Source organism: Burkholderia sp. KCJ3K979 (assembly GCF_016759955.1).
Lineage (GTDB): Bacteria > Pseudomonadota > Gammaproteobacteria > Burkholderiales > Burkholderiaceae > Burkholderia > Burkholderia orbicola.
Genome location: NZ_JACFYV010000174.1, coordinates 1 through 14,835 on the forward strand (window position 1 = coordinate 1; position 14,835 = coordinate 14,835).

Genomic DNA, 14,835 nt, shown 5'->3' on the forward strand with positions numbered 1-14,835 from the left:
ATACAGGAAATGATCTCAAAATCCATTTCATCTTTTCAGCTTGAATTCCACCATGAAAATATCAATGGACTACCAGAATATAATCACAAAAAATGGTTTGAGGAAATAACCGAGGAGAAGGTATTAATCTCATATAAAAACGGTAATCACAATTTCCTCAAGAGCGAGCGAGAAATTTATACCATGCTCGAACTCATAAATTTCTCGAAGAACATCTCGCATGAAGATCCATTGATTATTAATAAAAACGGAAAATCTGATTACCACGCGTACTATGATATTTTGAACAATTTTAGACCAAGCAATACCGATCACAAGACAAACAACATACATTGGTATATTCTCAGTTCAATCAAATACTACAACACCGAAAAATGGAGCCTATACACCGAGCACGTCAGAAAGACCATATTAAGCTCGTATGAAGATCATAAAAATAGATTTCTTAAAAGCAATTTTGATTTCCGATGAGTTGGTCGACCGCTTCAAAAATTAAAAAAAATCTACTCACGCATCCGCGAAACCAAAGCGTCAAACTCGCCCGACGCAGCGGGTAACGGTAGTGGGGTGAAAACGCACAGCCGGAAAAACAACGCAATTTTCAGGAGTAGCACCTTTGATTCTGCAAGCAGATCCGCAAACTTGACTGTCAGCGTGTCATCCCGTCATAGCCAGGCGACAAGATCATTACTGTGCATACCGTCAGATCAGCCAAGGCAGTGCTTGATCTTGTCGAAGCATATCTGCCGCCCGAACGCGGGAAAATCGTTCTCCATTGGTTCACGGAAACAAAAAGCGAGGCGAAGCGCGCGCTGGCGCTAGGCTGCTACTTCTCTGTCAATGCGGCAATGCTTGGCAATGAGAGGCACGCACCGATGGTGCAGGCGATTCCCCTGGATCGGATACTGACGGAAACTGATGGTCCTTTCACCCGGACAGGCGACAGACCCTCGCAGCCGAGCGATGTAGCAAGTGTCGTCGAAGAACTGGGGCGCTTCCATCGGGTATCTGCTGTCGACATCGTCAGCCTCATTCGTGACAATCTGCGAGCGCTGCTTGGATAGCGGGAAGTGGAACGCCCGAGCGGAGCCTGTAACCGTTGGCGTGTTATTCAACCCGCCTATCGCCACGTGATGCAGATCTGGGCTGACTATATTGAGGGCTATGCGGAACAATACACGCAGCTGGCGCAGTCGATTAAAACTGCTGCTCGACCAGCTTCCACATTTGTCCTCCGCGCTTCCGCTTGCCATAAAATGATTCAAACTTTCGACCAACGGATTGAGCAATGCGCTCTGCCCCAATGAATATACACTCGTCCTTCTCCACAAGTACAGTACAGGGTGGTGCGAGCGCCAGCCAACTGCCCGAGTCTCAGCGATCATTGTTAAATCGGCTGCTCGAACAGATGCTGCTCCTGGATGCGGGTGTGCCCGCGCTCAAGTTCCGCGCCGAAAACTACCCGGAAGTCGCCACGCTTGATCAACTCGAAGCGGGTGATCTGATCAGACGAGAGAACGATAACTATGTTGTTCGATCGTCCGCCCTGTCTTTCCTGGACGCCGAACCAGCACAGCGCCTGTTGTCAAACATCGAGCGTGTGTATGCCGCTCTTCGTCTGCAGTATCGGCAAACCCAGCAGGCACCGGTTCCCGTTACGTCATTGGCTGCGCAAGCTCGACTTTCAGTCCAGGAAGTCGCTTCAGCGCTGCAGATGATGCTGGATACCTCTTGCTGGTGCGCCGGTTGGACCACCGATATCCGGAAAGAGGACGCCTATGTCTGCCCGGGAGAAGGCATCCTGAAAAACGAAACCTACGTACAGCTTCTTGATGAAGTGCGTAGCTGGAGCGCACCTCGCGCCTCCTTCGAACCGTTTGAGATCATTCCAACGATTGACTTCCGCGACCGCGAACCCGAGCGTGACGTGGAGCGTACGCTGCCGGCGGCACAGGCTGACGCGGTACTATCTGTGAGTTCGGACCTTGAAGGCACGAACTTCGGCCTTAACGAATACTACGACGACCTTGAACCCCAAGGCGTCATCGACTCTGTACTCACCGGGAAAATCAATACGCTGCGCATGTACTGCGAAACAATCGGTTGGCGCGGCCTGGCTGGACGACTGCGAGCGTTGACCCCTCTGCGGGGCAACGCTGTTGAAGCGATGGAGCTCGTCAAAAGCTTCATCGTTCCTGAGGTTCGTCGACTCACCGTCGTGCAGGTGTCGACAACACCCACGGAAATCAAACAAATGGATGACGTCATTCGAGCGTGGCCTGCGGCTCGGGCCTGCCTGCAGGCGTTTCGTTTCGATGACATCAAGGAAATAGCCGGCCTTGCCGGATTCGATGTCACGGCCACTGCTCATCTGGTCCAGAAGTCGCAGGGTGGCGCTACCAAGGGCCAGTTGATGTCGGCAATAGACGAGCAGGTCGGAACGATGGACTCAGATGCCAGATACCACTTTCTGACAATCCTGGTCGAAGAAATACTTCGACGACGCTCAGAGATGCAGGAGAAGCTCTCCGAGTATTTGAGCCGACTGGGCTGGTCATTCGTGAATCAGACGCTCGTGCCGCTGAACGTGTTTGACACCAGTACGCTGGCAGACACACCCGGCGAATCCCACAAGGACCTTTTGAAGGCAGCGCAACGCCTGCGCGACGGCGACCTGGGCGGCGCCATCTCTGCCGCATGCGGTGCAGTGGACGCTGCCACGTCTAAAGTCTACGAAGAGCGAAGTCTTGGGGATCCGACAAAAGCATCCTTCCAGGAACGGTGCAAACGAGCCGCCCTGGCCAAGGGGGTGATGATTGAACTTGATCGCCAGCTCACTGCGCTAGGATGGCCACAAACGGAGGTTTCTCCGTTCAGGAAGAACCTTGAAGGCGCGCTCAATCAGGGAGCCTATGTGATGCAGACACTGCGCTCTCACATGGGCGATGTCCACGGCACCAAACCGATCTTGAGGTCGCTGGTGTTCGACTGCCTGCGATGGGCGGAGCTCATCGTCGGCTCGCTTGTGGAACGCCCACACGGTTTGCAGGAACAGCAATAGAGAACTCGTTCGTTGGGTCGTCATCGTGCGAGGAAGCTGCTACTGCAGGACACCACCCTTGTCGGGATGGCAAAACCGGCGGCGTAGTTTGCCCCCTCTACGTTGCCCTGCTGGCCGACGGGAGCGGACCGGTCCCGTCACGGTCCAATGTTCGACTGATCGCTTGTGCAACGAAACAACGAAGTCGGAATGACCGCACGATCAGGAGACTGCGCGCGGCTCGATTCCGACAGAATCAGTTAATGGTCTGTAGCGCCGGCTATCGGATAGATGCCATCTTCATCGGCGGGTTCAGGCGACTTCGTAAAGATGGTTGAATCCAGCCGGATCATGTCGGGATCAGCCGGTTCGGTCGACTCCGTTATGTAAGTCGAGGCCGACATGAATTGATCCGTGTCGTTCGGCTCGAGACTGCGGGTGATGACTGTAGACAAAACGGCGCTATCCGGATCAACTGGCTCCACGGTGGCCGTGAGCACGGTACTGTCCAGTACGGAACCCGCGTCCGGGCGATGTTGTTGCAGACGGTGATCAGGCGATTCCGGGATAATCGTCCTGACTGAGTCACTATAGTTAAATATGTATGGTTTCATTGGGTTCCTTCGTCCAGTTTCACTACTACGCTCGCATCGCCCCAATCAGACTGTGGCAGTCTGATGTCACGAATATTCTCGTCGCCACTGGCAAGCTTGAGTATGCCAACGATCCTGTCCCTGTTGCGATTGGCATGTTGCCCGCTGACGATCACGAATTTTTCACCGCCGTCGGACAAATGTTTGCCAAGCTCGGCAAGCAGCGCGGCGACCTCTTTGGTGGCGAATGATCCGTTGGTGTTTATCACTTTTGCGCCCACCCCGGACCCGCCGTCTGTGGCTGGCTGCTCTCGCTCTGGGTGTGACATGATGAATTGCGCAGCGATCCACAACGGAACCGCCACGCACAAGGCAAGAATCATATTCGACTCAACATTCTTCACCTCGCTTGCCAGCGCGCGAACTTCCTGATTTGACGCATACCAGTTTGTATAAGCAAGTACGGCCTGGGTGCGAGGCGAGGTGTCTGCGGCAAGATCCTTGAACGTGGATCGAACGATGCCCTTGACCTGCATGCTGGACCATATAAAAGCGCCGCACGCGAGCATAAACAGGCACCCGATTCCAAAGACGAATCCAGTGACGCACGCGCTTCTCGACGAGATCGGCAAAATCATGGTCAGTATGTAACCGTAAAAGCCGACCAGTGCGAAATAGCTCGTGATGTGTGCTGCAATCCGTGCTTCCAATGAAGCTTTGGCGTCTTCGTTATTGTTGAATCGTTCCTTCAGGAATTCATACTGAATCTCAAGCTGTTCGTTCGTGAGCGCGCCAGTGTTGGTCCTGTAGTTCGCCGTCAATGTGTCTATGGTCTGCTGCGAATCAAGCAGGCTCATTTCACTGAATTTGAGAAGCTTGACCAGACCAGGGCGTCCCTCATAGAAAGTTAGCAGGTAAAACTTCGCCCTGCCAAGAACCAGCACGAGCAGTGAGAAACGGCGTGGCAAACCAGACCTGTAAGCACCGTATGCGTCGTCGCACGATATGTGACATACGGGTATCCGGTTGAAGAAGTAGAGCAGAAAGTTCACCCGTGTGTTCCCGTCAGAAAATGGATCATAGAACGCGATATCTGGCCTTGCGCCACCTTGTCCAGCCAGGCCCACTGCCCGTTGGCATTCATTTCCAGAAAATACGGCACCCCATCTTTCAGCATGAAATCGAAACAGCCGAACTGCATCCCGAGCGCGCGCATGAAGTCTTTTGCTCTCGACTCGAGTAAGTGTGGTAACGGTTCGAGCGAGTACGTGGGGTTGTTACCCGGTTTTCGCCAATCGACCTTGTCGGGTGAGTCGATCCTGATAGCGTGGCAATCGTTTCCAACAATAGTCACCCGGAATTCGTAATCTTTCTCGATATATTCCTGAAAGTATGCGGATACATATCTGAGACCCGAAGTATCGATTGAAGGATCCAGAAGATTGGTCTGTACAAACTCCTTACGTCCGTCGTATTCAACGACGCCGGTTGCCAGTGGCTTGACGATGAGTTTCCCATTGCCAAGTCGGGTCAGGGCAGATGCCGTATTGGTGATCAACCCTCGTGGTAGCTTAAGCCCCATTCTTTCGGCCAACTGCAGTTGCACAATCTTGTTGTTGGCCCTTCGCATAATTGATGGCTTTGACAGGCAAACGCCTTCAAAACCCTCGACGATACCTTCGATCATTGAAAACATCTCGGTATGAGCGAAGGCGTGATACTGGGGTTTAAGGATCCCGCCGAGATCCTCCGGGATGGGTTTGCGGTACAGGATCGAATGGCATGTTGAAGTCGTGATAGTTGAATCGTCACCGATGATCTCAAAGCCATGTTCACAGATGACGATCTGATAGGTCGAGATGCGGTCAAGGTTCAACCGGAAAAACCGGACGTTCGGGTAACGCTGAATCAGGTAGTCACAGGTTCGATCATGACTGCCCGTCACCATGAGAATTTGTTTATCCATTTATCGGGAATACATTGAATCCTGCGGCGGGAATGCCGCGTTCGCTTTCGGGAGCAGGAGCCCTGACGCCCCCCGCCACCATTCCTCACCATCGTTAAAGGTCAGGCTTCGGGGGAACTAAACGAAGCTCGCGACTCAATGGGCGAAAACGAGGCGACTTGAGGTTTATCGATGGAAACCGCGCTCCCAGAGTACGAGACGCGTAACGCATACCCGCCCCGGACGGCCACTCGCCAAAAAAATCCGGCCAGACAACCTGCGAGCCTGGACCGTCTCCTCACAGCGCTGAGGCGACGTGGGTAGCCAGTGTCAGTGCGTCCTGCAAATCTCATCGTTCAAGGCGCACTCTCAGGCGGCGGGCCCGTTCCTGGAACGCACCCTCTCCGCCTTCCAAGATGTCGCACACCGCTTTCCGGATCTCTGCGTTTTCCAGCCCGCCGGATTTGTAGGTAATGGGCGGAAGCGCTCCTGGCGGATGGGGTCCCGACTCTGCAATGATGATCTGATCTGCATCCGTATTGATCACGAGGTTAGCATTGTGCGTCACCATGATGACCTGGCGATACGCCTTCGCTTCGACAAAGAGATGAACGAGTTCGTCAAAAACGGACTTTGGGTCGAGATTCTCTTCGGGTTGGTCAATCACCAGCGGTCGGTTATCGCTGTCGTCAAGCGCCAGATAGAGAAGAAGCAGCACAATTCCGCGGGTGCCAGGAGACAACTTGCGGATATCGACGCCGTCATAGTCGATTCCGTAGCGCACCTCGACATGGTCCGTGCTGAACAGCCACTGCGCGAAGCGCCTGGACCAGGCACGAAACTCCGCCTGCTCGCTTTGTGCCACCGGTGAATGCTCAAGAAGATCCTTCTGATACAGACGGCGGAACTCGGCCATCGCGCCGCGCACCGCTGCGGAATCACCCGTCTCCCACGCTCCCTTTAGTATCTCGTTCGCCTTTTGGAGCAACGTGCCCTTACCACGAAATGCACCTGCCATCCGGAGATCGATGAGGGTGTCCTCCGCCTCTGCCGCCCACCCCTCCACATTCGCCACCCGCGCAACGGAAAACGACAGCTTCTTCAGCGTACCGGACGCAGCAGCCAACCGAGCCATTAACGGTGCGTATAACTCTTCCAGCACCGTCTGTTCGGCGATCAGGGCGTCGAATGCCCGGCCATAGGCCTCCTCACGCTCCTTCTGGAGTTCACGCGCACGATCCTTCGCGCCCTGTGCGTCCTTGATCTTGTTGTTGAGCGTCTGCAAGGCCGCCGTCTCTTTCGCGATGCGACCAGATAGGGCCGTATATTTCCGCTGTGTCTCCTTGTCAGCGCTGACCAGTTTCTCAAGCCGTGCCATCTCCGCCTCAAGCATCGCGAGCGACAGTTTGCCGACATCTGCGTCATCCGGGAAGAAGGGCTTGTTGGGATCACCCGGTGCCGGGGCGACTCCCTTGACTAATGCGATCTCCCCATCGACCCACTTCACGTAGCCGGCAAGATTGTCGTCCACCGGACCTTTGTAATCGAGCAGGAACGAGGCCCACTGCTCGTCCGACATACCACTGTGAGGGTGCCGCACCTGAGCCTGGCGCAAAGCGTCAGGGGCCTGATTGACGCGGAGATCCTTCACCTCGTCTTGCATGGCGAGGAACGTCTGCCGCTGGCTGGAAAGGTTGCGAAGCCTGGCTCGCAACTCATTCGCAGCCGCACCAAGCTCCGTGTGCCGCTGTGCACGTCGTTCACTGCCAGCCGAGACGAGCTTCGCCCGGTCTGCCGTATAGGCGTCGACCAACTTTTTCTTCTGTGCGGCCTGACTCTCGAAGCCGGAGAGGAGCTTCTCCTTTTCCAGCTCATTATTGATCAGATCGGAAAGCTGAGATACGGCCTCGGCCTCACGTTCACGCGCAAGGCGATGCCGTGATGCGCGCTGTTCGAGTAGCTCTTCGAAATCCAATGCCCCGTCGCGGGACTCGTCGGGGTGCGCGTTGAAAATGACCCGCTCGATTTCCCGCAGGAGCCCGTCGGTCAATCCGCTTGACGAGCACAGCTCTTCCACGAATTGCTGGGAGAGATAGCGCACCCGCTCGTAAACAGCGGGACCATCTGCATCGGTCCCATCGAGCCTCCGGACACTTAGCTCACCCGCCGCCCAACTGACCTTCACCTTCCCGTTTCCGACCAGTTCGCGAGCGCGGACGAGAAAAGAAGGATTCGCCCATTCATTCGCATGCCACGCTTCGCTGGAAATCGAATCGCAGCCGGCCGCAATCATGTCCGCGAGCGCGGTCTTACCGGACCCGCGCGCGCCGATGATGGCCACCAGTCCTGGATTGAGCGGAATGACCGGCGTGTTGACCCAAGGCGCGTCCTGTATTTCGATCTGAGCGATGACCTGCGACGGCGTCGCGGTGGCCGGAGGCTCCGAGCCGACATAGGCGCGTCCGCCGGGATCGATGCATGCCTGCCGGAGCGAGTCAAACTCCAGTCCGCCCTTGACCCAGGAAAAGCGATCACCGAATGGGGTGGCGACGTCTTCGAGCTTGTGCGCATCACTTCCATGCAGGCACGGTTTAAGGCCCCCATACAGCGCGTGGATTTCTGCGGGTCTGAGGCCACGCTGGCCGAGCCAGAATTCTCGCTGTGATGCGCTGCTGGCGAAGATCACATGAGCAAAACGCTCGATCTCGCGCCGGATCGTCTGATCTGCCGCCTCACGAACACCGGATGTGCCGTCGTTTGCTCCGCCCGCAACGGCAATCAGGATGTTCTTCTTTGCCCATCCGCTTTCGCTGAAGACCTCGCGCAACTGCTGGAAATTCACCTTGAACTGGTTAGCTCCGTAGGCGAGCGCTGCGCGATCATCGGTGATATTCGGATCTGCCTTCTTCCCAAGGCGGATCAGCTCCGATCGCGTACAGTCGAAGCGATCCTGCATCACATTGAACTGAAGACGGGACAGCAGCCGCTGAAGTTCCTCCAGATGCTTCGGGTCGTCGGGACTCACAAACAGGTGAAGATTGACGAAGCCTCCCTTGGCGGTGGCAACGTCGAGCCGGAGTTCGACATTCGGAAAGACGAGCTTCACGCCTGGCAAGCGGCCTGCAACCTTGTGCCGGCAGACTGCCTCATACGTATCGGTAACGTAATAGTCAGTGACTGCAATTGCCTCGATAGCGGGCGTCGCATTTTCCAAAGCGGCGAGATAGTCCTCCCATGCTGTCGGTCCGTTGAACTGATTGTTCATGACGGTACCGGGCGCGTGAATATGTGGCTCCCACCTGCGCCATTCTGATCCCCGACTCATCATTGTCACCAAACCCCTATGTCCGAAAAATTTTTTGCAATCTCGCTACGTACTCGCGCGCACAACACTGCAGGGAGGACACCGTTTCAATGCTTGCGCCGCTCTTTCCCGGACGCTTTGGAATAACGCCCACGCGCCGACAAACCGCCATGGTCTGCTCCAGGCCGCGGTTCGCCTACGACATGAACGAACGCTATAGCGTTTGCCTGTCAATCTTCGGCCCCTGTAACCTGGCGCCGAAATTTCGGCTCAAGCATCAACTTGTGCGTCACATAGGTGACAGCCTTGGACGGATTGCGTGGGTCCTTGCCCGTCTTCTCCACCCTGTCCTGCGCCCGCCAGATGCCGAACATGACGATGGCGGCAGCCACGGGAAAGTTCAAAAGCCAGTTCGCGTCCTTATGAGCAATGCTGACTTCGAACGTCTCGACACGGTCTGAAACACCGGTTTTCCGGTAGAGCGCGTCGCAGTTCAGAAAAGCATTCTTGAACTTGTCTCCCGGTGACGGAACGTAGTGCGAGCGCACGGTGGCCGCCAGCGCGATCGGAAAAGCGTTCGTCCCGCCCTGCCTCACCAACTCCCACGCTTCGTCGTACCGCTCACGCTCGAAAAAAAAGTCCTTCCATGCGATGCGTCGCGTACCGAAACGCAGAATCAGTTCCGACGCCAGGAACGTATCCGATTCGCATAACGCACGAAGGGCGACGAGGTCGGCCGTCGTTCGCACGTAACCCGAGAGCTTCTTCTCTGACTGCACAACATCGATGGTGGCATTCCCGCCCGGCGTCCCAGCACCCGTGCCGGGACGGACCGGCGTTGTGCCGGAAAGCCCCTTGCCGCGCAGGCCATTGTGAAGCACGAGCAGTCGCAGTTCGCGCTTGCCGGTATCGAGTGCCTTCACGAAATCCGGATCGGACTGCGCGACGATAGCCGTCAACCGTCCCGGCGCGTCATAGCGGCATCCGGCGACATGCTCGGAATCACTGGTCAGGCCGATGTAGGCGGGCACATCGATTGGCTCTATCCGGTTGGAGCGGTTCTGCTGGTAACGATGCACGAAACGCACCGCACATCCGCATGGCGGATGATCGCAGACAAGATCCGGTATCTCCCGCTGCCCGTCATGAAGCGCCTGCAACGCCTCAACGGTCCACGCCTTTCCCCGTTGGTCCAGTGCGGACCGCATCCTGATTCCTTTTCCCATCGTTCTGAAATCTTTTACTGTCAGGAATATGCATGTTATCCCATCAAGACGCCGATGTGCGCGCAACAGCAACGTTGAAATGACGGCCTGTGGCGAAAGCACTGCGCGGACCCATGAGCTTGGCCGGCGACAGAGCTAGTGGCAAATCGCGCAGGGTGCGAGCCACGCGAACCTCCCTGAAAGAGGGATGCGAGATCCATCGGCATAACCGGATTGCGCGCCGGATTTGTGTAATGGCACCGATTGTTTGCGGGAAAGCGGTTCCGCGACTCGGGCCGCCTCCGCACCGCTGGTGCAGGGTTCGCCTTTGACCGCCCCCGCGCTTGTTCATCCTGCATGCAAAGGCAGCCCGGCGGGTGCCGCAAGGGCGCGACCTGACTGCAACAGCTGCCAGCGATGCGCCACCGGTTCGTTCCGCACAAGGACGTGATGGCCGGCCCCTCCTTACTGACGGATCGCACCCGGATGAGCCCGGATGAGCACTTCACGAACTCCTTGCATCGGCACTACCTGGAGCCCCGCGCCGCATGCGCATGCGGTCAGGTATCCGCCCCGAACAGCGCGACAAACATCGCAACCGGCCGTTGATCGCTGCCTGGTTCCAGACCTGCGGCCTGGCCCGCTGGCAATGGATCGTAACTGGAGCCTATGCTCGCCACGCTACTCGTGTCGACGACGGGCGCCCCTCGCCGCTTACGCGTCGTGGCCGACCTTTCGCGCTGCGCGTCGAGCCCCGTTCCGCGTCTCGCCCCTGACGGGCATCAATCCCTGGCGCAGCAGTTAGCCCCGTCGCCTTTGAGGAAGATGCCGCATCCGCGGCACCGCTTCCCGGCCCACCGGGGACGCGGCGTGCATCCGGCTCCCTGGTTACCGCCCTTGACCCGCGACCGTAGCCGATAGCGGGCAGGCGTCAAGGGGCGAGGGACCGTGTTGCCCGCACCCCTCCCTCGCCTTTTTCCTTGACGCCTGCCCGCTATCGGCTCCTTCAGTCGCACGGGCGGAAACCCGGGAGCCTGGCGGCAGCAAGGCCAACCCCGAGTTCCACCGGAAGGTGTCCAGCCGCAACGGCACGGCGCATTCCTCCGCCCGGTTTCAGACCTCAACCTTGACTGTGGAGACTGCCATGCAACTCGCATCCTCTTTCCGTTACGGCTCCCCGATCCTGCGCGCCAACTCGCCTCTGTCGGACGACCAGATTCGTCATGTAGCGCCGTCGATTTTCGCGGACGGCAAACACGAAAGCCGTTCGGAACGCTACACCTACATTCCCACCATCGACGTGCTGCGCGGCCTGCGCAACGAAGGGTTCCAGCCGTTCATGGTGTGTCAAACCCGCGTGCGCGACGAAGGCAAGCGCGAATACACAAAGCACATGCTCCGGCTTCGCCATACCGACCAGATCATCGGGGACGAAGCCAACGAAATCGTGCTCCTAAACTCGCACGACGGCACCAGCAGTTACCAGATGCTCGCGGGCGTGCTGCGCTTCGTCTGCCAGAACGGCATGGTGGCAGGCGACAGCGTCCGTGATATCCGCGTGCCGCACAAGGGCAACATCGTCCAGAACGTTATTAACGGCGCATTCGACGTGCTCGATGGATTCGACCTGATCAGCGAGCAGAAGGACGGCATGCGCGCCGTCGAACTGAACCTCGATGAACAGCATGCGTTCGCTCGCTCCGCTCTCGCCCTGCGCTACGACCCCACCGATACCGAGGCACCCGCCCCGGTCACCGAAAGCCAGCTACTGATGCCGCGCCGTTTCGAGGATCGCCGCACCGACCTTTGGACGGTCTTTAACCGTGTGCAGGAAAACCTCACGAAGGGTGGCCTGCATGGCCGCTCGCGCAGCGGGCGGGCGATGTCCACGCGTCCGATCACCGGCATCGACCAGAACGTGAAACTCAACCGCGCTCTGTGGATGCTCGCTGACGCCATGCGCCAGATGAAAGCGTAAGTGCGCCAGAGACAACTGCCCGCCGCCTCACCTCGTTCCATCAGGACTCCTGTCCGGGTTGCGTCCTGATGGAATCCGGTAGCAGACCCGGAATCTTCGTACTCAATTTTTGTGGAGTCAGTCATGCAAACCCTAGTTGAAACCTCCGTGGTCAACACCACCGAAACAGCCTCCCCGCTCGAAACCAGTTTCGGCGACGAGCGGCCCGTTATCACCGTGCCGTATTCCAGCCTTCGTCCCTCGCCACTCAATGTCCGCACGAAACCCCTGTCCGGTATCGAAGGCCTCGCCGCCAGCATCCGCGCCAAGGGCCTGCTGCAAAATCTCGTCGTCCACGATATGAAAGGCTCGCGCAGCAAGCGGCACAGCTATGGCGTGTGCGGGGGCCGACGCCGCGAGGCCGCGCTCGATCTGCTGTTCGAACAGAAACATATCACCGCCGACTACCCCGTGCCGGTGCGCATTGTGAGTGAAGGCGAAGCCCTTGCGATTTCGCTGATCGAGAACAGCGAACGCGAAGGACTCGACCCGTTCGACGTGCTGCGCGCGTACCGGATGCTGGCCGAAGAAGGGCGCAGCGTCGATTACATCGCGGCGCTTTTCTCCGCGTCGCCGCTCACGGTCAAACGGCGCATGAAGCTCGCCAACGTGTCGCCCACGCTGCTCGCACTGCTGCGCGAGGACGCGATCACGCTCGACCAGTTGGCCGCCCTCGCCCTCGCGGACGACCACGAAACGCAGGAACATATCTGGTTCGACGCGAACGAATGGCAGCGCCAGCCCAACTACCTGCGACAGGCCATCACGCGCGCCGAGATCGACGCGAGCCGCAGCCGTCTGGTGCGCTTCGTTGGCCTTGCCGCCTACGAGGCAGCGGGCGGATACGTGAGGCGCGATCTGTTCAGCGACGACGGGAACGCCGGTTATATTGCCGACGCCGAACTGTTGCAGCGCCTCGTCGCGCAGAAGCTCGACGCCGCCGCTGAGGAAGTGCGCGCGGAAGGCTGGGGCTGGATCGAAACACGCGTCGAGCGCGATTTTCTGGAGTTGAACCGTTACGGCAGGCTGCGCCCGGTCCAGCGTCCGTACGCCGAGGACGAACAGCGCGATATGGATGCACTCACCGCGCAGCAGGACGAACTGACCGAAAAGATCGAGACGCTGTCGGAGGACGACGATAACGCCTACGAAGAAGCCGACCGGCTCAACGACGAAATCGAGCGGGTCAATGCGGCGATCATCGCGCTCGAAGGCCGCACGGTGGTATGGGACGCGCAGCAGATGGCCGAAGCCGGCGCATTCGTGATCGTCGGCCCGCAGGGCGAACTCGTCATCGATCGCGGCCTCGTCCGGCGCGAGAACAGCGCGGCGCTCGACGCGGCGGGTGCAACGGTCACCGGCATCCCGGAGGCCGAAGCGCCGGATACGCTGCCCGCGAAAGTACAGAAGGTCAAACCCGTCCACAGCGCGAAGCTCTGCCAGCGCCTCACCGCGCACCGTACCGCCGCCATCCATGCGGAACTCGTCGCGCAACCCGCCATTGCGCTCGCGGCATTCCTGCGACACCTGGTCCCGGCGGCGCTGCCCGAGCAATACGGGCACACCTCCTCGCGCGGCTATCTGGCGCTGTCCGGCGAAAACAACCACGACAGCCTGCTGCGCGCCGCCGACGACCTTCCCGCCAGTCCGGCATGGAACGCCATCGAGACGCAGCGTGCGCGCTGGATCGCGGTATTGCCCGCAAAACGGGCGGACCTGCTGCCGTGGCTCATTGACCAGGATCCCGGCACGACGCTGCTCGACCTGCTCGCGTTCTGCACTGGCACGCTGGTCGATGGCATCACGGCGGAAGAAAAGCCGCACACGATCAATGCACTCGCGAGCGCGCTGAACCTCGACATGACCCGGTACTGGGCGCCGACCCGCACCACGTACTTCGATCATGTCAGCAAGGCGCGCATCGCTGAAGTCGTGTCTGCCGCCGTGTCGCCGAAGGCCGCTGCCGATCTCGACACGATGAAGAAGGCCGATGCGGCAGCCGCCGCCGAGCTTCGGCTCGCGAAGGCGGCTTGGCTCCCGGAAATCCTCACCGATCGCGAAACCCCGATCGCCCCGTCATGGGAAAGCTGCGACGACGAAGGCGACGGTGACGACGACAGTGCGAACACCGGAAACGGAGCGAATGAAACACCGGACGACGAGGACGCCGACACGGAACCCGATGCCAGGAACGGCACCGAATGCGTCAACGATACGCCTGCCGGTGCAGAAGCCGCTCCCGTTGTGGGCAGTCCGCTGACGCCGTGGCCCTTTCCGACTTCGGACGGCATGAATAGCACGAAATCCGGCCCGCTCGCCGCATAACCTCACTTCGCCCCGGCAACGGGGCGAGGCAGGGCGGCACGTCCGTCTCCCCGCCGCCTCAGTGGAGAACGGATTGTGACCAACCGTATCCATATGGCCGTAGTCGCCCCCAATACCGAAGGCGCGCCTGGCCTGTACCTGACGTTGGTCGAAGCGACCGACCTGCAGTACAACCAAAGGCCACCACTACGACACGGCGCTTGCCCGTGCCGAAAATGAAAGCTACCGGGCACCGATGATCGCCTTCGACCAGAACGACGCAACTTCGCGCGTGCTCTGCGACGCCGCTGCCTTTATGGCGGGAGACATCGACGACGTATGACCGATGCGGGCAGACGGCGCGCCGTCTGCCGGCGCCACATGACTGCCTGCCCACCACCCCGCCAGCCCACCCGCACCCGCCGCC

At 58.6% G+C, this 14,835-nt stretch carries 9 protein-coding genes and 1 pseudogene; 4 read left to right on the forward strand and 6 right to left on the reverse strand.

All coding sequences use genetic code 11. The features are described 5' to 3' along the window. Window positions 1-686 precede the first annotated feature (686 nt). Window positions 687-1,064 carry a TatD family hydrolase gene (locus tag H3O04_RS27040; protein ID WP_337249666.1) on the forward strand — a complete coding sequence of 126 codons (378 nt, stop codon included), beginning with the start codon at window positions 687-689 and terminating at the stop codon, window positions 1,062-1,064. 224 nt (window positions 1,065-1,288) lie between these two features. Beyond that, the gene (locus H3O04_RS27045) at window positions 1,289-3,061 is read left to right on the forward strand and encodes a hypothetical protein (RefSeq protein ID WP_202588831.1); all 1,773 of its coding nucleotides are present in this window, start codon (window positions 1,289-1,291) and stop codon (window positions 3,059-3,061) included. Between the two features lie 239 nt (window positions 3,062-3,300). On the opposite strand, the gene H3O04_RS27050 is transcribed toward H3O04_RS27045, so the two are convergent. The 5 genes from H3O04_RS27050 to H3O04_RS27070 all read right to left on the reverse strand — a co-directional run bounded on the left by H3O04_RS27050 (window position 3,301) and on the right by H3O04_RS27070 (window position 10,090). Continuing rightward, window positions 3,301-3,540, reverse strand: a complete 240-nt coding sequence (locus H3O04_RS27050; RefSeq protein ID WP_202588832.1) for a hypothetical protein — start codon at window positions 3,538-3,540, stop codon at window positions 3,301-3,303. A 110-nt stretch (window positions 3,541-3,650) separates the two neighbouring features. Continuing rightward, window positions 3,651-4,685 carry a hypothetical protein gene (locus H3O04_RS27055; protein WP_202588833.1) on the reverse strand — a complete coding sequence of 345 codons (1,035 nt, stop codon included), beginning with the start codon at window positions 4,683-4,685 and terminating at the stop codon, window positions 3,651-3,653. Beyond that, window positions 4,682-5,599 (reverse strand): hypothetical protein, encoded by a 918-nt coding sequence (locus tag H3O04_RS27060; RefSeq protein WP_030099314.1) that lies wholly within the window; start codon window positions 5,597-5,599, stop codon window positions 4,682-4,684. Before H3O04_RS27060 ends, H3O04_RS27055 begins: the two co-directional genes overlap by 4 nt. A 328-nt stretch (window positions 5,600-5,927) precedes the next feature. After that, on the reverse strand, window positions 5,928-8,906 hold the full coding sequence (locus tag H3O04_RS27065; RefSeq protein WP_030099315.1) for a TrlF family AAA-like ATPase: 2,979 nt from the start codon (window positions 8,904-8,906) through the stop codon (window positions 5,928-5,930). 206 nt (window positions 8,907-9,112) lie between these two features. Continuing rightward, window positions 9,113-10,090 (reverse strand): ATP synthase subunit J, encoded by a 978-nt coding sequence (locus H3O04_RS27070; protein ID WP_237666440.1) that lies wholly within the window; start codon window positions 10,088-10,090, stop codon window positions 9,113-9,115. 1,141 nt (window positions 10,091-11,231) lie between these two features. Here H3O04_RS27070 and H3O04_RS27075 point away from each other — a divergent pair. Together H3O04_RS27075 and H3O04_RS27080 are read left to right on the forward strand one after the other, a co-directional pair. Continuing rightward, window positions 11,232-12,065 carry a DUF932 domain-containing protein gene (locus H3O04_RS27075; protein WP_202588835.1) on the forward strand — a complete coding sequence of 278 codons (834 nt, stop codon included), beginning with the start codon at window positions 11,232-11,234 and terminating at the stop codon, window positions 12,063-12,065. Between the two features lie 123 nt (window positions 12,066-12,188). Further along, window positions 12,189-14,429 (forward strand): ParB/RepB/Spo0J family partition protein, encoded by a 2,241-nt coding sequence (locus H3O04_RS27080; protein WP_202588836.1) that lies wholly within the window; start codon window positions 12,189-12,191, stop codon window positions 14,427-14,429. Between the two features lie 222 nt (window positions 14,430-14,651). Here H3O04_RS27080 and H3O04_RS36305 read toward each other — a convergent pair. Beyond that, a pseudogene (locus H3O04_RS36305) lies at window positions 14,652-14,835 on the reverse strand (hypothetical protein); the annotation flags it as partial.